This is a genomic window from Pseudomonas sp. UBA6323 (genome assembly GCF_002439135.1).
Lineage (GTDB): Bacteria > Pseudomonadota > Gammaproteobacteria > Pseudomonadales > Pseudomonadaceae > Aquipseudomonas.
Genome location: NZ_DJSX01000055.1, coordinates 1 through 17,764, shown reverse-complemented (window position 1 = coordinate 17,764; position 17,764 = coordinate 1). Strand labels below are relative to the sequence as shown.

Below are 17,764 nucleotides of genomic sequence, written 5' to 3'. Positions count from 1 at the left end.
TCGATTAGGAGTACGGGGTTAGACATGCAGACCGAAGACGAACAGATCGCGCAAATCAAGGACTGGTGGGATCGCAACGGCAAGCCTTTGCTGGCCGGTGGCGTATTGGCGCTGGTGGCTGTATTCGGCTGGCAGGGCTGGCAGAAGTACCAGGACAATCAGGCGCAAGGCGCCTCGGTGCTCTATCAGCAATTGCTGGAAACGGCGCTGGACCCGGCCGGCAAGCCCGACGCCGCGAAAGTCGCCGAACTGGCCGGCAAGCTCGACAGCGAATTTGGCGGTAGCCACTACGCCCAGTACGGCAGCCTGTTCGTCGCCAAGGTCGCCGTCGAAGCGGATCGCCTCGACGATGCCGCGGCCGCGCTGCAGCGCGTTCTCGACAAGCCGGCCGACGCCACGCTCGAGGAGCTGGCACGTCAGCGTCTGGCCCGTGTGCTGGCGGCCCAGGACAAAACCGATGATGCGCTGAAGCTGCTCGACAGTAAGGTCGAGGATGCCTACCTCGCCAGCCGCGAAGAGCTCAAGGGCGACCTGCTGGTACAGCAGGGTCGCAGCGACGACGCGCACGCCGCCTATCAGAAGGCCAAGGATGCGTTGGCCGAAGACGCCGCCGTCGGTGGCCTGCAGATGAAGCTGGACGACCTGGCAAAAGGGGATGCGTGACGTGATGCGTTGGAAGAATGCCGCACTGCTGGCTCTGGCCGTTCTGGCCGTGGGTTGCAGCAGCAATAGCAAGAAGGAACTGCCGCCCGCCGAACTGACCAAGTTCGACGCTGAAGTCGAGCTGCGTACCGAGTGGAGCCGCTCGATTGGCGACGGTCAGGGTGAAACCTTCAACATGCTGGTTCCAGCCATCGAAGGCGACGTGATCTACGCTGCCGACGTTGAAGGCGTGGTCATGGCCATGGACCGCACCAGCGGCAAGGTCATCTGGCGCAAGAAACTCGAAATCCCGGTTTCCGGTGCCATTGGCGTCGGTTACGGCCAGGTGCTGCTGGGTACGCTCAAGGGCGAAGTGATCGCCCTGGACTCCAGTGACGGCGAAGAGCAATGGCGCTCGCGCGTGACCAGCGAAGTACTGGCGGCGCCGGCCAGCAATGGCGACATCGTCGTGGTGCAGACCCAGGACGACCGTCTGATCGCTTTCGATGCCAGCACCGGCAGCCAGCGCTGGATCGTCGAGAACACCCCGGCCGTACTGACCCTGCGCGGTACCGGCGCGCCGCTGGTGACCAACCGCCTGGTGGTCGCCGGCCTGTCCAGCGGCAAGGTGGTCGCGGTGGATGCCCAGCGTGGTCTGCCGGTCTGGGAGCAGCGCATTGCCATTCCGCAAGGCCGTTCCGAGCTGGAGCGCGTGGTGGATATCGACGGCGGCCTGCTGCTGTCCGGCGGCACCGTCTACGCCGTGAGCTACCAGGGCCGTGTCGCGGCCATGGACCTGGAGTCCGGCCGCGTGCTGTGGCAGCGCGAGGCCTCCAGCTCGGTAGGCGTCGCTCAGGGCTTCGGCAACGTTTACGTCAGCCATGCCAGTGGCACCGTCGAAGGTATCGACGAGCGCAGCGCCTCGGCCCTGTGGACCAATGATTCGATGGCGCGCCGCCAGCTCTCGGGCCCGGCGGTGTTCTCCAGCTATGTCGCCGTGGGTGACTTCGAGGGCTATCTGCACCTGCTGAGCCAGGTCGATGGTCGCTTCGTTGGCCGTACCCGCATCGACAGCGATGGCCTGCGTGCCCAGCCGCTGGTGGTGGGTGACTGGCTGTATGTCTATGGCAACAGCGGCAAGCTGGTGGCACTGACCATCAAGTGAAGAAGCCGCCCAGTATCTGCTGCGCGTCGGCGATACTGCGTTAAAAACAGGCTCGGAATGCTCATTTACAGCTGTAAACTCCGCTTCCTCGCCTGTTTTTGCCTTGTCTCGCTCTAGCTCGCGAGATACTGAACGGCTTCTGTGGCTATGCTGCCCTATATCTGGCAGCACGAAGTATCCCGGCCGCTGCCCATGCAGCGGCCTTTGCATTTTCTGAATTAACTCAAGTGGATAGCCTGATGGTTCCCGTAATTGCCCTGGTGGGCCGGCCGAACGTCGGCAAGTCCACACTCTTCAACCGCCTGACCCGCAGCCGCGACGCCATCGTCGGCGACCTGTCCGGTCTGACCCGCGACCGCCAGTATGGCGAGGCGAAGTGGCAGGGGCGCACCTATATCGTGATCGACACCGGCGGTATTTCCGGTGACGAGGAAGGCATCGACGCGAAGATGGCCGAGCAGTCGCTGCAGGCCATCGAAGAGGCCGATGCCGTGCTGTTCCTGGTGGACGCGCGTGCCGGCATGACCGCCTCCGACCAGATGATCGGCGAGCACCTGCGCCGTCGTAACAAGCAGAGCTTCCTGGTGGTGAACAAGGTCGATAACCTAGACGTCGACCTGGCCCGTGCCGAATTCAGCCCCATGGGCCTGGGCGAACCGCTGGCGATTGCCGGTGCCCATGGTCGCGGCATCACCCAGATGCTCGAAGTGGTGCTCGGCGCTTTCCCCAAGGATGCCGGCGAGCCGGAAGAGGGCGCCGAGGAGGAAGAAGTGCTGGAAGGCCAGGAGGCCAAGCGCATTCCCGGCCCGAGCGAGAAGGACGGCATCAAGCTGGCCATCATCGGCCGCCCCAACGTCGGCAAGTCGACCCTGGTCAACCGCATGCTCGGCGAAGAGCGGGTGATCGTCTATGACCAGGCCGGCACCACCCGTGACAGCATCTACATCCCGTTCGAGCGTGACGACGAGAAGTACACCCTGATCGACACCGCCGGCGTACGTCGTCGCGGCAAGATCTTCGAGGCGGTGGAAAAGTTCTCGGTGGTCAAGACGCTGCAGGCCATCCAGGACTCCAACGTCGTGGTGTTCGTCATGGACGCCCGCGAAGGCGTGGTCGATCACGACCTCAACCTGCTCGGCTTCGTGCTGGAAAGCGGCCGCGCCCTGGTCATCGCCCTGAACAAGTGGGACGGCATGGACCAGGGGCAGAAGGACTACGTGAAGACCGAGCTGGAGCGCCGGCTGTTCTTCGTCGACTTCGCCGACATCCACTTCATCTCCGCCCTGCACGGCACCGGCGTTGGCCATCTGTACAAGTCGGTGCAGGCCTCCTTCAAATCGGCCATCACCCGCTGGCCCACCAGCCGCCTCACGCAGATTCTCGAAGATGCCGTCAGCGACCACGCGCCGCCCCTGGTCAACGGTCGCCGCATCAAGCTGCGCTATGCCCACCTGGGCGGTGCCAACCCGCCGCTGATCGTGATCCACGGTAACCAGGTCGACGCCGTACCGCGCGCCTACAGCCGCTACCTGGAAAATACCTTCCGCCGCGTGCTGAAACTGGTGGGTACGCCGATCCGCATCGAGTACAAGGGCGGCGACAACCCCTACGAGGGCAACAAGAACAAGCTCACCGATCGCCAGGTGAACAAGAAGCGCCGCCTGATGAGCCACCACAAGAAGGCCGAGAAGAAGCGCAAGGACAAGCGCAAGTAAGCTCCGCAGAAGCGTGCACGCCGGGCATCGCTCGGCGTGCACGGCATAAGCTTCCAGCTCTTTTTCATAAGCACTGCGGGTGCCGCCTATGGCGCCCTTCGGCTATCCTCGCGGCTTGCCTAGTTCTTCGTAGGAGGTCGCGATGCTCGTCAGCAAACTGCCCAACGTCGGCACCACCATCTTCACGCGGATGTCCCAGCTCGCTCTGGAGACTGGCGCGATCAATCTGTCCCAGGGCTTCCCCGATTTCGACGGGCCGCAGGCACTGCGCGAAGCAGTGGCGCGCCACCTCATGGAAGGGCGCAACCAGTATTCGCCGATGACCGGACTGCCGAGTTTGCGCCAGCAGGTTGCGGCCAAGATCGCCCGCAGCTACGGCGTGCAGCGTGATGCCAACAGCGAGATCACCATCACCCCCGGCGCCACCGAGGCGATCTTTTGCGCGGTGCAGGCGCTCATCCGTCCGGGCGATGAAACCATCGTGCTCGACCCTTGCTACGACAGTTACGAGCCGTCGGTGGAGTTGGCCGGCGGGCGCTGCGTGCATGTGCCGCTGGCATTGCCGGATTTCGCCGTGGACTGGCAGCGCCTGGCCGATGCCATCAGCCCGCGTACCCGCCTGATCTTTCTCAACTCACCGCACAACCCCAGCGGCGCTCTGCTGACGCGTGCTGATCTGGACAAGCTGGCCGAGCTGATTCGTGGTCGCGATATCCATGTGATCAGCGACGAAGTCTACGAGCACCTGATCTTCGACGGCGCCCGCCATGCCAGCGTGCTGGCGCACGAGGAGCTGTACCGGCGCGCCTTCGTGGTCAGCTCCTTCGGCAAGACCTACCACGTCACCGGCTGGAAGACCGGCTACGTGGTGGCGCCGCCCGCATTGACCGCCGAGCTGCGCAAGATCCACCAGTACGTTAATTTCTGTGGGGTGACGCCGCTGCAGTTCGGTCTGGCCGAGTTCATGGCCGCGCACCCCGAACATGTCGAAGAGCTGCCGGCTTTCTATCAGGCCAAGCGCGACCTGTTCTGCGACCTGCTGGCCGGCTCGCGCTTCACCTTCACCCGCGCTCCGGGTACCTACTTCCAGCTGGCCGACTATTCGGCGATTCGCCCCGATCTGGACGACGTGGCCATGGCCGAGTGGCTGACTCGCGAGCATGGCGTCGCGGCGATCCCGGTGTCGGTGTTCTACCAGTCCGCGCCCGAGGATATGCGTCTGGTGCGCTTCTGCTTCGCCAAGCGTGAGGAAACCCTGCGCCAGGCGGCCGAGAAGCTATGCGCGGTGTGATGGTAGGGCGGGTGCAACCCGCCTCTGAGGTGTTGGTGGGTTCCACCCGCCCTACGACGAGCGAGGCGCTCCAATGAGCAACAAACCCGATCTTGAACTGGCGCTGATCCAGACCACCCTGGCCTGGCATGACCCGGTCGCCAACCGCCATCATTTCGAGCACTTGCTGGAGCAGGCACGCGGCGCCGATCTGGTAATATTGCCGGAGATGTTCAGCACCGGTTTCTCCATGGACTCGGCCGAACTGGCCGAAGCCGAGGGCGGCCCCACTACGCAGTGGTTGCGCGAGCAGGCGCAGCGCATTGATGCGGTGGTCTGCGGCAGCCTGATCATCCAGGAGGCTGATGGCAGCTACCGTAATCGCCTGCTCTGGGCGCGCCCGGATGGTTCACTGGCGCATTACGACAAACGCCATCTGTTCCGCATGGCCGGCGAGCACAAGCACTACAGCGCCGGCGATGAGCAAGTAGTGCTGGAGCTCAAGGGGTGGCGTGTGCGCCCGCTGATCTGCTACGACCTGCGCTTTCCGGTATGGAGCCGCGACCCGCAGGGCACCGATTTGCTGCTGTATACCGCCAACTGGCCGGGCGCTCGCCGCCAGCACTGGAATCGTCTGCTGCCGGCGCGGGCTATCGAGAACCTGTGCTATGTCGCGGCTGTGAACCGGGTCGGCGAGGATGGCAAAGGGCACGCGTATACTGGCGATTCCCAGGTGCTGGATTTCCAGGGCGAGTCATTGTTGGCGGCAGGTGAGGACGATGGCGTGTTCCGTCTTCGGCTGTCCAGCGAGGCACTGGCTGCCTATCGCGAGCGCTTCCCTGCGCATCTGGATGCAGATGTCTTCACCTTGAACTGATCAGGAGCTACATGAACATGGACGTACAGCAGAGCAATCCCTTCCAGACACCGCAGGCCGACCTGCAGCAAGCCACTACACAGCAGCAGCCGCTTTACAGCATCGCCGGCGTCGGTCTGGCGACCTTTATCGGCACGCCGCTGGCCGGTGCCTGGCTGCTGGCGCATAACCTGCAATTGCTCGGTCAGGCGCATCGAGTGGCGATGGTCTGGGGCATTTCCGTCGTGCTTCTGATCGTCACCTTGGTCTTGGCTTTCGTGTTGCCGGAGGAAGTGCCGGCGCTGCCGTTCGCCGTCGCGCAACTGATGGCGATGATCATGCTGGCGAAGAATCTGCAGGAGGCTGACCTCAAACAACATGTCGAGGCCGGCGGTGCGTTCCTATCCAACTGGCGTGCGGCCGGCATCGGCCTATTGTTCACCCTCGGCCTGGCTGCGCTGATGTTCGCGGTGCTGATGATTTTCGATATCTGAATGCTGCTTCCCGGATTGCATCCGGGCTACCAAAGTCGGTAGGGCGGGTGCACCCGCCGGGTCCATGTGGCGGGTTTCACCCGCCCTACGCTCGAGACGGCCAGATACGCATACAAGAACGCCGGGCATTGCCCGGCGTTCTTGTGTCCAGCGTCGATGGATCAGGCCGCTTGCGACTCGCTCTGGCTCAGGGCGCGGTTGAGTGCACTGAACAGGGCACGGAAGCTGGCCGTGGTCAGGTTCTCGTCGATACCGATGCCGTGCAGAGCGCGGCCGCCGTTGACGCGCAGCTCGATGTAGGCCGCAGCCTTGGCATTGGCGCCAGCGCCAATAGCGTGTTCGCTGTAGTCCATGACTTCGATGGCCACCGGCAGGGCTGCGGCCAGCGCTTCCAGCGGGCCCTTGCCGATGCCACGCCAATGATGGTTCTCACCGCCCTCGACGACTTCCACGTCGACTGCGCTGGTACCGTTCTCTTCCTGCAAACGATGACCTTTCAGGGCGTAGGGGCTGCGCGCTTGCAGGTATTCGGTCTCGAGCAACTTGTATATTTGCGCGGCAGTCATCTCCAGACCCAGGCGGTCGGTTTCACGCTGCACCACCTGGCTGAACTCGATCTGCATGCGGCGCGGCAGGTTGATGCCGTATTCCTGCTCGAGCAGGAAGGTGATGCCGCCCTTGCCGGACTGGCTGTTCACACGGATCACCGCCTCGTAATCGCGGCCGATGTCGGCCGGGTCGATCGGCAGGTACGGCACTTCCCACAGCGCATCTTCCTTCTGCTGGGCGAAGCCCTTGCGGATGGCGTCCTGGTGCGAGCCGGAGAAAGCGGTGTGGACCAGGTCGCCGACGTACGGATGGCGCGGGTGCACCGGAATCTGGTTGCAGTCCTCGACCACCTTGCGCACCGCGTCGATGTCGGAGAAGTCCAGCTGCGGGTCGACGCCCTGGGTGTAGAGGTTCAGCGCCAGGGTCACCAGGCAGACGTTGCCGGTGCGCTCGCCGTTGCCGAACAGGCAGCCTTCGACGCGATCGGCGCCGGCCATGACGGCCAACTCCGAGGCAGCGACGCCGGTGCCGCGGTCGTTATGGGTGTGCACGCTGATCAGCACGCTGTCGCGCTTGTTCACGTGGCGGCCGAACCATTCGATCTGGTCGGCGTAGTTGTTCGGCGTGGCGCATTCGATGGTGGCTGGCAGGTTGAGGATCAGCGGGTTGGCCGGGGTAGGCTGGAACACGTCGATCACTGCGTTGCACACCTCGACGGCGAAGTCGATTTCGGTGCTGCTGAACACTTCCGGCGAGTACTCGAAGCCCCACTGGGTCTCAGGCGCGGCGTCGGCCAGGCGCTTGATGGTGGTGCCGGCGGCCACGGCGATGGCTTTCACGCCGGCCTTGTCCTGGTTGAAGACGATCTTGCGGAAGCTCGGCGCGCAGGCGTTGTAGTAGTGAACGATGGCCTTCTTGGCGCCCTTGAGCGACTCGAAGGTGCGCTCGATAAGGTCGTCACGGGCCTGGGTCAGCACCTGGATGGTCACGTCGTCGGGGATGTGGCCGCCTTCGATCAGCTCACGCACGAAGTCGAAGTCGGTCTGCGAAGCGGACGGAAAGCCCACTTCGATTTCCTTCAGACCCACCGCCAGCAGGCACTTGAAGAAGCGCATCTTCTTCTCGGCGTCCATCGGCTCGATCAGCGACTGGTTGCCGTCACGCAGGTCGGTGGACAGCCAGATCGGCGCCTTGTCGATGATCTGGTCTGGCCAGGTGCGGTCGGGAATCTGGATCTGAGTGAACGGACGGTATTTCTTCGACGGGTCTTTGAGCATGCTCATGAATCAATCCTGAACGCGAAGGCCAAGCAGGCCGTGCTGAAAATAAAGAGCTGAAGGAAGCAGAGAGATTCGGGGTCGGCAGACCCTAGCGCAGTCGTTGGGCGACCAGGCAGAGATTGGCGTGTTGCCGAAGAGTGATGAGGGTTTGCCAGATGTTCATGAAGCCAACCCTAACTATTGTGAAAAAAGCTGGCAAGTACGTTAAGAAAATTGGTGAAAAAACGCGTCTACGGTCGGCAGGAAGCTTTTTGTTGCGGGAATTGTCGGAACATCGGGCTTTGATTGCGCAGCGATCGCGCCACCACCGGCCACGACGCGATCGGGGCCAGCAAGCTGGCTCCCGCAGCGAGGTGCAGGCTCTAAGGCGTTAGGTGCAAAGACGGGCGCAGCTCGCGCATGTCTGCGCCGCTCGGGTGCTGGAACACGCGCAGGCCGAATTCAGGGAGGATGGCCAGCAGATGGTCGAAGATGTCCGACTGGATACCCTCATAGGCACTCCATGCCACGGTATTGGTGAAACAGTAGATTTCCAGCGGCAGGCCGTCGGCGGTCGGGCTGAGCTGGCGCACCAGCAGGGTCATGTTCTGGTGGACGTTCGGGTTGTGCCGCAGGTAGTGCTCGACGTAGGCGCGGAAGCTGCCAATGTTGGTGATGCGGCGGGTGTTGACCGCTTCCTTGCCGTGCTCGGCCAGCTTGGTGTTCCAGTCCTGCAGCTCCTGGTCCTTACGGTCGAGGTATTCGTCGAGCAGCATGAAGCGGCGCAGGCGGGCGACTTCTTCATCGTTGAGAAAGTGCACGCTGGTCTGATCCAGGTACAGCGCGCGCTTGATCCGGCGACCGCCGGATTCCTGCATGCCGCGCCAGTTCTTAAATGGGTCGCTGATGAAGCGTTTGGTCGGGATGGTGGTGATGGTCTTGTCGAAGTTCTGCACCTTGACCGTGTGCAGGGCGATGTCGATCACGTCGCCATCGGCATTGAGCTGCGGCATTTCCACCCAGTCACCGACGCGGATGATGTCGCTGGAGGAAATCTGCACGCTGGCCACCAGCGACAGCAGGGTGTCCTGGAAAATCAGCATCAGCACGGCGGCCATGGCGCCGAGGCCGGAGAGCAGGATCAGCGGCGAGCGGTCGATCAGCGCGGCCACCATCAGGATCGCCGCGATGGCGTAGATGACGATGGTCACCACCTGGATATAACCCTTGATGGGCTTCAAATGCGCGTTGGGGCGGCGCTGGTAGAGCGTGTTGATCAGGTTCAGTACGCCGGCGATGGCCAGGGCGATGGTCAGGATGATGAAGGCGCTACAGACGTTCTGCACCACCGTGACCACGGCCTCGGGCAAATGCGGGATCACCTTGATGCCAGCGGTGAGGATCAGCGCCGGCACGATGTTGGCCAGGCGGCGCACCACGTGGGAGTGGCTGAGTACCTTGTCCTGGCCGATGCTGGTCGAACGCAGCGCGCGGTAGATGCCACGCACGAGAATGCGCTTGACCACCCAATTGGCGATCCAGGCACCGAGAATCAGTAGGCTCAGGCTGATCAGGGTGTGCAGCTCGGGGTATTGCTGAAGCCACGCGAGGGTGGCCTGGTACTGTTCTTTCATCGCGTCTCTCGCTCGTTTCATGACCGCCGCCGCGGGCGCGCCGCGCGATGGCGCGCGTACCTTAGCAAACACGGGTTGCTGGCGGGCAAGCGCGTCAGCATCGGCTGTGTGCGTCTGCAGTCAGTCGCGATAACGCCTGGTGGCTGATCGGCGCGTGTGGCCCGGCGCCGAGCAGGACATCACTTGGCGTAGGCGTATTCGCCGCCTTTTTCCAGGGCGCGTTGGTAGGCGGGGCGGGCATGGATGCGTTCGAGAAAGGCCATCAGGCGTGGGCGGCTGGCGTCCAGGCCGGCGCGAGCGGCGGCGGCTTCCAGCGGGAAGCTCAACTGGATATCGGCGGCGCTGAACTGCTCGCCGGCGAACCAGGTGCTCTTGCCCAGCTCGCTTTCCAGATAATCGAGATGCAGCTTGAGCTGCGGCGCGACGAAAGCGCTCTTGACCTTCTGCGCGATGCCGCGGGCGATAGGTTTGACGAAGAAGGGCATCGGGCTGCTTTCCATCTTGTCGAACACCAGCTTGAGCAGCAGCGGCGGCATGGCCGAGCCTTCGGCGTAGTGCAGCCAGTACGTGCAGCGCAGGCGCTCGGGGCTATCGGCAGCTGGTAGCAGGTGCGGGCCGTAGCGGTTGGCGAGGTAGTCGATGATGGCGCCGGATTCGGCCAGGGTCAGCTCGCCGTCGGTGACCACCGGCGACTTGCCCAGCGGGTGCACCGCGCGTAGTTCCGGCGGAGCGAGCATGGTTTTCGGGTCACGCTCGTAGCGCTTGATCTGGTAGTCGACGCCCAGCTCTTCGAGCAGCCAGAGGATGCGCTGCGAGCGCGAGTTGTTCAGGTGGTGGACGGTGATCATGGTGGCTCCTCGGTGCGGTCGGGCAATCGTCGGTCAGCGGGTCGCCGTCAGGTTAGACGCTAACCTGCGGCGGCGCGCAAGTACCTCGGTTTATGGCTTGAACGCGCCGATGAAGATCGCCGGGTCGACCCGCGCATCGTTGAGGCTGACGTTCCAGTGCAGGTGCGGGCCGGTCGCGCGGCCGGTGGCGCCGACCTTGCCGAGCACGCCGCCGCGGGCCAGCTCGTCGCCGACCTTCACGCCGATCTCCGACAGGTGGCAGAACATGCTGATCAGGCCCTGACCGTGGTCGACGAACACCGTCTTGCCATTGAAGAAATAGTCGCCGACCAGGATCACCTTGCCCGCTGCCGGCGCCTTGATCGGCGTGCCGCGGTTGGCGGCGAAGTCCAGGCCCGAGTGCGGGTTGCGCTCCTCGCCGTTGAAGAAGCGGCGCAGGCCGAAGGGGCTCGACAGCGGGCCGTTGACCGGCCTGTCGAACAGCAGGTTGCTCGGCTGGCGCGCGCTGAACTGTTGATAGGCGCGAGTCTGCTCGGCCAGCTCGCGCTCGATACGCTTGAGATTCTCCGCGTTGGGCGTGACCTGTTGCTGGTTCTTGATGGTGATGCGCTGCTCGGTGTAGTGCTTGGCGCCGACCTGGAAGCTCAGCGTCCGGCCGCCCTCGACGTCCACCTGCTGGGTGCCGGGCTTGACGCTCAGCGGGATGCCGACAATGGCGATCCAGCGCTGGCCGTCCTCGCGCACGGTCAGCACCGGCTTGCCCTGATAGCGCACCTTGGGCGCCTGCGCCGGGTTGCCCAGATCGACCACGGCCACACCGCCCGGTACCGGCTTGTTCAGCAGGCGGGTGATGAAGCCTTCGGCATGGGCGGGCAGGGCGAGGAAAAGGGTCAATAGGCTTACGCAGAGTGCTCGTAGGAGCGAGCCCTGCTCGCGAACGTGCAGGTTGAAAAAACTTCGCGAGCAGAGCTCGCTCCTACGCAGGGATGCTGGCATTGGTTCAATCCAGAAGCGACAGGGTCGCCGGTTGTATGTGGTTGTCTTCGACGCGCACGTCCAGTTCGCCTTCGCTCAGGCGCGCCTTGAGGCGCTGGCCCGGCTCTGTCTGCGCGGCGCTGCGCACGGCCTGACCGCGCTCGTCGAGGAGGATGGCGTAGCCGCGGCCAAGAGTGGCCAGTGGGCTGACGATCTGCAGTTGCGCGGCTAGCGCGCCGAGTTGCTGGCGCTGGCTGCGCAGCTGTGCCTGCATGGCGCGAGGCAGGCGCGCCGCCAGGCCGTCCAGGCGCTGGCGCAGCAGGGCCAGGTTACGGCCCGGATGCTGCGCGGCGAGGCGTGCGTCGAGACGGGCCAGGCGCTCGCGTTGACTGGCGAATTGCTGATTGAAGGCGCGGCGCAGGCGCATGTCCAGGTCGTCCAGACGCTGGGCCTGCTGACGCAGGCGCTCGCCGGGATGACGCAGACGTCGGCTGGTGCCTTCCAGACGCAGACGTTCACGGGCCAGACGACCCTGCATGTGCAGGACCAGACGCCGCTGCAGGCTGTGCAGACGCTGCACCAGTTCGCTGCTGTCCGGGGCCAGCAGTTCGGCGGCGGCCGAGGGCGTCGGTGCACGCATATCGGCGACGAAGTCGGCGATGGAAACATCCGTCTCGTGACCCACGGCGCTGACGATGGGGGTGACGCAGGCGGCTACGGCGCGGGCCACGGCTTCCTCGTTGAAGCACCACAGGTCTTCCAGCGAGCCGCCGCCGCGGGCCAGGATCAGCGCGTCGAAACCCTGCGCATCGGCGCGTTGCAGGGCGCGGACGATCTGTGCGGTGGCGTCGCGGCCCTGCACGGCGGTGGGAATCAGGTTCAGCTCCACCTGCGGCGCGCGGCGACGGAACACGCTGATGATGTCGCGGATCACCGCGCCGGTGGGCGAGGTGACGATGCCGATGCGCTTGGGATGGGCGGGCAGGGCGATCTTGCGTTCGGTGGAAAACAGGCCCTCGGCGCCGAGCTTTTCCTTCAGCGCCTCGAAGGCCAGGCGCAGGGCGCCGTCACCGGCTGGCTCGACGGCATCGAGAATCAACTGGTAGTCGCCGCGACCCTCGAACAACGAGACCTTGCCGCGCACCTTCACTGCCAGGCCGTCGCGCAGCGCCTGGCGTACGCGTGCGGCGTTCTGGCGGAACAGCGCGCAGCGCACCTGGGCCTGGTTGTCTTTCAAGGTGAAATAGATGTGGCCGGACGCCGGGCGGGCCAGGTTGGAGATTTCCCCTTCGACCCAGATACCGGAGAACACATCCTCCAGCAGCAGACGCGCGCGGTTGTTGAGCTGGCTGACGCTGAGCACTTCGCGGTCGAGGTTCAGGCGCTGGAATGGGTCTTTGATCATGGGGCAGCATGATAAGCCGAGCAGGCGACGGCTGCGACCCGTTCGACCGATGCGTGGACATACCGTTGTGGGAGCGGGCTCGTCCGCGAATGGGTTGGCAGAAAAGCTTCGCGGACAAGTCCGCTCCCACTGGTAATGCTGCTCACTTAAGAAACGGTCGAGCGCGATTAGTCCCCTCGCCCCTCCGGGGAGAGGGTGAGGGCAGGCCGCGTTCGGCGAGGGGAAGCTGGCAGTTTCGCGGAGTTTTCGGCCCTCTCCCCCAACCCCTCTCCACTAGGCGTGCCCCCAATAAATGGGAGAGGGGAGCCAATGCCTACGACCTTAAGTGAACAGCATTACGCTCCCTCTGGGGGGCTGTGCCTTCGAGCAGGCGGCCCAGCAACCAGGCGGCGACCGGGCGCAACTCGCGCTGGCGCGACCACGCTACGTCGACCGGCACGTGCCGTGGCCAGCCGGGCAATTGCAGCTCCTGCAGCAGCCCGCCGCCATGGTTGGTGACCAGTTCCCGCGGCAGCGCCGCCCAGCCGAAGCCCAGCGCCGCCATTTCCTGTAGCAGCAGGTAATCCGGCGCCGACCAGCACCGACCGCCGCTGCCTGGCAGGTCGTCGGCCGGCGTTTCGCTGCTGGCCACGCTGCTCAGGCGCAGCACGCGCCAGTTGGCCAGATCCTCGTTGGTGACCGATTTTTGCCTGGCCAATGGATGTTCCCGGGCCACGAACAGGCCGAACTCGGCGTTGGCGGCGACACCGGCGTGAGCGATATCAGGCGGGTAGTTCGGCTGCGCGGCCAGCAGGCCGAGGTGCGCGCGGCCCTGATTGACCAGGTCCAGCACGTCGGCGTGCTCGGCGATCAGGCACTCGAATTCCAGATCGGGGAAGCGCTGGTCCAGCTCGACCAGGCGTGCCTGGTACTGTTTGGGCTGGTAGGCGTCCGACAGCGCCAGGGTCAGCTTCGCTTCCTGGCCAGCGGCGAGGTTCGCGGCATGGCGAGTCAGGCGATCACTGGCGGCCAGCACCTCTTCGGCATGAGCCAGCAGGCTGCTGCCGGCTTCGGTCAATTGCAGCCGACGTGGGCCGCGCTCGAACAGCTCGATGCCAAGGTCCAGCTCGAGGCGCGCCACTGCCTCGCTGATGGTCGACTGGCTCTTGCCCAAACGCCGTGCGGCAGCGCTGAGCGAGCCGCAGCTGGCTGCCTGGGCGAACGCCTGGAGTGAATCGGGGGATAGATTCATATCGGTTTTCCCGATGGCAGCTGGTTTGTTGGTAACCGTAATGCCGATGATCATAGCGCTCATCGCATTTCTTAACGAGGCTTCATCCCATGACTCAGCCCTTGCAGCGCTCCCTCAAGGAGCGTGTCGGCCATGCACTGGCCTTCGAGTTCATCGCGGTAGGTGTCTGCGCGTCGGCGCTGGCCTGGCTGATGGACAAGCCGCTCGCTCAGATGGGCGCCCTGACGCTGATGTTCTCCACCATCGCCATGCTCTGGAACATGCTGTTCAATTATCTGTTCGACCAGGCGCAGCGGCGTATGGGTTTCCATCGCGGGTTCAAGGCACGCCTGGCTCATGCCTTGCTGTTCGAGGCGGGGCTGATCCTGGTGCTGGTGCCGCTGGCTGCCTGGTGGCTGTCGATCAGCTTGTGGGCGGCCTTCTGGCTGGATATCGGTCTGATTCTGTTCTTCCTGCCCTACACCATGGCGTTCAACTGGGGTTATGACCTGCTGCGGGCGCGCTGGGTGGCGCGTGCGCAAGTTGCAACAGCCGAGCAAGCCTGTCGCGAGGCTTGATTTGCTGGCGGCAGCGCCTAAGCTGCCGGGTCTTTTCATCGCCGCTGCCTGATCGCCATGACCGCCCAACTGATTCTCGTCCCGCAGATTTCCACGCTTCCCGCCCACGAGCAAAAGGCCCAGGCCATGCTGCGCTGGCTGGTCAAGCGGGAGATCGTCGAGGCGCTGCCGACCACCTGCGGCCAGGGCGGCAACGGTATGGCCTACGCCATCGGGCCCGGCGCGCGGCGTATCGCCCAGCGTCCCGAATTGCTGCCCTATGGCCAGCCGCACAACGGCCTGGAGATCATCACCCACCGCTGCATCTATGTACCGACGCGCGGCTTTCTCGAAGAAGCGGGCTGCGCCGAATGCCGCCGCGAGGTCGGCGTGCCGTTGTTCGACAGCCTGGAAGTATGGTGGCCGGGGGAGACTGACAACTTCATCTGCCCCGAATGCGGGCATGAAGATGACATAAACGGCTTCCTGTTCCTGCAGCCCTGTGGGTTTTCCAACCTGGGTTTCATCTTCAACGGCTGGCTGGAGGCCGGTCTGCGCCCGGCCTTCGTCGAGGAGTTCGGCGAACGCCTGGGCTTTGCGGTGAGGCAGGTGCGGGTGGATGATCCGGCCTGAGCCTGTTGCCCGCAGCCTGGCCGCTCAGGGAGGGCGTCGGCACCGCCGTTTTTCAGTGCAGGCCTGGTGATGAAAAGTTTTGCTGGCATGTCTACTTGAAGGCACTCTTTGCATTGAGTGCAGAGGCCTCGCTGGGTATAATGCCGCGCTTCTTATTTTCCCGCTCGGGAGCCCGCCATGCTGCGCATCAGCCAAGAAGCACTCACTTTCGACGACGTCCTGCTCATCCCCGGTTATTCCGAGGTACTGCCCAAGGACGTCAGCCTGAAGACCCGCCTGACCCGCGGCATCGAACTGAACATCCCGCTGCTGTCCGCGGCCATGGACACCGTCACCGAAGCGCGCCTGGCGATCGCCATGGCCCAGGAAGGCGGCATCGGCATCATCCACAAGAATATGACCATCGAGCAGCAGGCTGCCGAAGTGCGCAAGGTCAAGAAGTTCGAGGCTGGCGTAGTCAAGGACCCGATCACCATCGAGGCCGACGCCACAGTGCGTGACCTGTTCGAGCTGACCCGGCAGAACAACATCTCCGGGGTACCGGTGCTGAGTAATGGCGACCTGGTGGGCATCGTCACCTCCCGCGACGTGCGCTTCGAGAACCGTCTGGACGCCCTGGTGCGTGACGTGATGACGCCGAAAGAGCGCCTGGTCACCGTCAAGGAAGGCGCCGACAAGGAAACCGTTCGCGAGCTGCTGCACAAGCACCGTATCGAGAAGGTGTTGATCGTCGACGACGCCTTCACCCTCAAGGGCATGATGACCGTCAAGGACATCGAAAAAGCCAAGGCCTACCCGCTGGCCAGCAAGGACGACCAGGGCCGTCTGCGCGTCGGCGCCGCGGTCGGCACTGGTGCCGATACCGGTGATCGCGTCAGTGCGCTGGTCAATGCTGGCGTCGACGTGATCATCGTCGACACCGCCCACGGTCACTCCAAGGGCGTGATCGACCGCGTGCGCTGGGTCAAGCAGAACTTCCCGGAAGTCCAGGTGATCGGTGGCAACATCGCCACGGGCGCTGCCGCCAAGGCGCTGGTCGAAGCCGGCGCCGATGGCGTCAAGGTCGGTATCGGCCCGGGTTCCATCTGCACCACCCGTATCGTCGCCGGCGTCGGCGTACCGCAAATCAGCGCCGTGGCCAATGTCGCCGCCGCGCTGGCCGGCACTGGCGTGCCGCTGGTCGCTGATGGCGGCATCCGCTTCTCCGGTGACCTGTCCAAGGCCATCGTCGCTGGCGCCTCCGCCGTGATGATCGGCTCCATGCTGGCCGGTACCGAAGAAGCTCCGGGCGAAGTCGAGCTGTTCCAGGGCCGCTCCTACAAGGCCTACCGCGGCATGGGCTCGCTGGGCGCCATGGCCCAGGCGCAAGGCTCCTCGGATCGCTACTTCCAGGACTCTTCGGCCGGTGCCGAGAAGCTGGTGCCGGAAGGGATCGAAGGCCGCGTACCCTACAAGGGCGCGATGAGTGCCATCGTTCACCAGCTGATGGGCGGCCTGCGTGCCTCCATGGGTTACACCGGCTGCGCCACCGTCGAGGAAATGCGCACCAAGCCCGAGTTCGTGCGCATCACTGGCGCCGGCATGGCCGAGTCGCACGTGCACGACGTACAGATCACCAAGGAAGCGCCGAACTACCGGGTGGGTTGAAACCCGCCCAGCTTCAAGTTTCAAGCGGCAAGCCACAAGCTACCGAGCGTCGTGGCTGCCGCTTTCTTCTTCAACTTGCAGCTTGCAGCTTGAGGCTTGCAGCTGCCTCGCAGAGGCGCCCATGGCCCACGACATTCACGCCCACCGCATCCTCATTCTGGACTTCGGTTCCCAGTACACTCAGCTGATCGCCCGCCGCGTGCGCGAAATCGGCGTCTATTGCGAACTGCACCCCTGGGACATGAGCGACGAGGACATCCGCGCCTTCGCTCCGCGCGGCATCATCCTCGCCGGCGGCCCGGAGTCGGTGCACGAGGCCGACAGCCCGCGCGCGCGCCAGGCCGTGTTCGACCTGAACGTGCCGGTACTGGGCATCTGCTACGGCATGCAGACCATGGCCGAGCAGCTCGGCGGCAAGGTTGAAGGCTCCGATCTGCGCGAGTTCGGCTACGCCCGTGTCGACGTGGTCGGCAAGAGCCAGCTGCTGGCCGGCATCGAAGACCATGTCGACGCCGACGGCGTGCTCGGCCTCGACGTGTGGATGAGCCATGGCGACAAGGTCACCCGCCTGCCGGAAGGCTTCCACGTCCTGGCCAGCACCCCGAGTTGCCCGATCGCCGCGATGTGCGACGACACCCGCCACTACTATGGCGTGCAGTTCCACCCGGAAGTGACCCACACCAAGCAGGGCGGCCGCATCCTCTCGCGCTTCGTGCTGGAGATCAGCGGCTGTGAAGCCCTGTGGACCCCGGCCAACATCGTCGAAGACGCCGTGGCCGCCGTGCGCGCCCAGGTCGGCGACGCCAACGTGCTGCTCGGCCTGTCCGGCGGCGTGGACTCCTCGGTGGTCGCGGCGCTGCTGCACAAGGCCATCGGCCCGCAGCTGACCTGCGTGTTCGTCGACA

The 17,764-nt window shown here is 64.5% G+C and carries 16 protein-coding genes; 10 read left to right on the top strand and 6 right to left on the bottom strand.

Annotated elements, in window-relative coordinates; translation table 11 throughout:
* Positions 1–24: 24 nt before the first annotated feature.
* From B3P22_RS12535 to B3P22_RS12510, 6 genes are all read left to right on the top strand, one after another.
* Positions 25–663 carry a tetratricopeptide repeat protein gene (locus tag B3P22_RS12535; RefSeq protein WP_296271184.1) on the top strand — a complete coding sequence of 213 codons (639 nt, stop codon included), beginning with the start codon at positions 25–27 and terminating at the stop codon, positions 661–663.
* Positions 656–1,807, top strand: coding sequence for an outer membrane protein assembly factor BamB (gene bamB / locus B3P22_RS12530; protein ID WP_275545985.1), 1,152 nt, complete (start codon positions 656–658; stop codon positions 1,805–1,807). Before B3P22_RS12535 ends, bamB begins: the two co-directional genes overlap by 8 nt.
* Positions 1,808–2,046: 239 nt before the next feature.
* A complete protein-coding gene (gene der, locus B3P22_RS12525; protein WP_275545984.1) occupies positions 2,047–3,522 on the top strand; it encodes a ribosome biogenesis GTPase Der in 1,476 nt (491 codons plus the stop codon).
* 142 nt (positions 3,523–3,664) lie between these two features.
* Positions 3,665–4,813 (top strand): pyridoxal phosphate-dependent aminotransferase, encoded by a 1,149-nt coding sequence (locus B3P22_RS12520; protein ID WP_296271183.1) that lies wholly within the window; start codon positions 3,665–3,667, stop codon positions 4,811–4,813.
* Positions 4,814–4,886: 73 nt separating this feature from the next.
* Positions 4,887–5,669 carry an amidohydrolase gene (locus tag B3P22_RS12515; RefSeq protein ID WP_296271182.1) on the top strand — a complete coding sequence of 261 codons (783 nt, stop codon included), beginning with the start codon at positions 4,887–4,889 and terminating at the stop codon, positions 5,667–5,669.
* Positions 5,670–5,680: 11 nt separating this feature from the next.
* Positions 5,681–6,142 (top strand): hypothetical protein, encoded by a 462-nt coding sequence (locus B3P22_RS12510; protein WP_296271181.1) that lies wholly within the window; start codon positions 5,681–5,683, stop codon positions 6,140–6,142.
* A 161-nt stretch (positions 6,143–6,303) separates the two neighbouring features.
* On the opposite strand, the gene leuA is transcribed toward B3P22_RS12510, so the two are convergent.
* The 6 genes from leuA to B3P22_RS12480 form a co-directional block, all read right to left on the bottom strand.
* Positions 6,304–7,974, bottom strand: coding sequence for a 2-isopropylmalate synthase (gene leuA / locus B3P22_RS12505; RefSeq protein ID WP_275545980.1), 1,671 nt, complete (start codon positions 7,972–7,974; stop codon positions 6,304–6,306).
* A gap of 359 nt (positions 7,975–8,333) precedes the next feature.
* Positions 8,334–9,584 (bottom strand): mechanosensitive ion channel family protein, encoded by a 1,251-nt coding sequence (locus tag B3P22_RS12500; RefSeq protein WP_296271180.1) that lies wholly within the window; start codon positions 9,582–9,584, stop codon positions 8,334–8,336.
* Positions 9,585–9,763: 179 nt separating this feature from the next.
* On the bottom strand, positions 9,764–10,432 hold the full coding sequence (locus tag B3P22_RS12495; RefSeq protein ID WP_296271179.1) for a glutathione S-transferase family protein: 669 nt from the start codon (positions 10,430–10,432) through the stop codon (positions 9,764–9,766).
* 90 nt (positions 10,433–10,522) lie between these two features.
* Positions 10,523–11,428 carry a peptidoglycan DD-metalloendopeptidase family protein gene (locus B3P22_RS12490; RefSeq protein ID WP_296271178.1) on the bottom strand — a complete coding sequence of 302 codons (906 nt, stop codon included), beginning with the start codon at positions 11,426–11,428 and terminating at the stop codon, positions 10,523–10,525.
* A 4-nt stretch (positions 11,429–11,432) separates the two neighbouring features.
* Positions 11,433–12,812, bottom strand: a complete 1,380-nt coding sequence (gene xseA, locus B3P22_RS12485; RefSeq protein ID WP_296271177.1) for an exodeoxyribonuclease VII large subunit — start codon at positions 12,810–12,812, stop codon at positions 11,433–11,435.
* Positions 12,813–13,125: 313 nt separating this feature from the next.
* Positions 13,126–14,043, bottom strand: coding sequence for a LysR family transcriptional regulator (locus B3P22_RS12480; RefSeq protein ID WP_296271176.1), 918 nt, complete (start codon positions 14,041–14,043; stop codon positions 13,126–13,128).
* An 89-nt stretch (positions 14,044–14,132) separates the two neighbouring features.
* On the opposite strand from B3P22_RS12480, the gene B3P22_RS12475 reads away from it, so the two are divergent.
* The 4 genes from B3P22_RS12475 to guaA form a co-directional block, all read left to right on the top strand.
* A complete protein-coding gene (locus tag B3P22_RS12475) occupies positions 14,133–14,600 on the top strand; it encodes a multidrug/biocide efflux PACE transporter (RefSeq protein WP_296271175.1) in 468 nt (155 codons plus the stop codon).
* Between the two features lie 57 nt (positions 14,601–14,657).
* Positions 14,658–15,212 (top strand): sugar ABC transporter ATPase, encoded by a 555-nt coding sequence (locus tag B3P22_RS12470; protein WP_296271174.1) that lies wholly within the window; start codon positions 14,658–14,660, stop codon positions 15,210–15,212.
* 177 nt (positions 15,213–15,389) lie between these two features.
* The gene (gene guaB, locus B3P22_RS12465) at positions 15,390–16,859 is read left to right on the top strand and encodes an IMP dehydrogenase (protein ID WP_296271173.1); all 1,470 of its coding nucleotides are present in this window, start codon (positions 15,390–15,392) and stop codon (positions 16,857–16,859) included.
* Between the two features lie 121 nt (positions 16,860–16,980).
* A partial coding sequence (gene guaA, locus B3P22_RS12460; RefSeq protein WP_296271172.1) for a glutamine-hydrolyzing GMP synthase occupies positions 16,981–17,764 on the top strand: 784 nt, incomplete at its 3' end.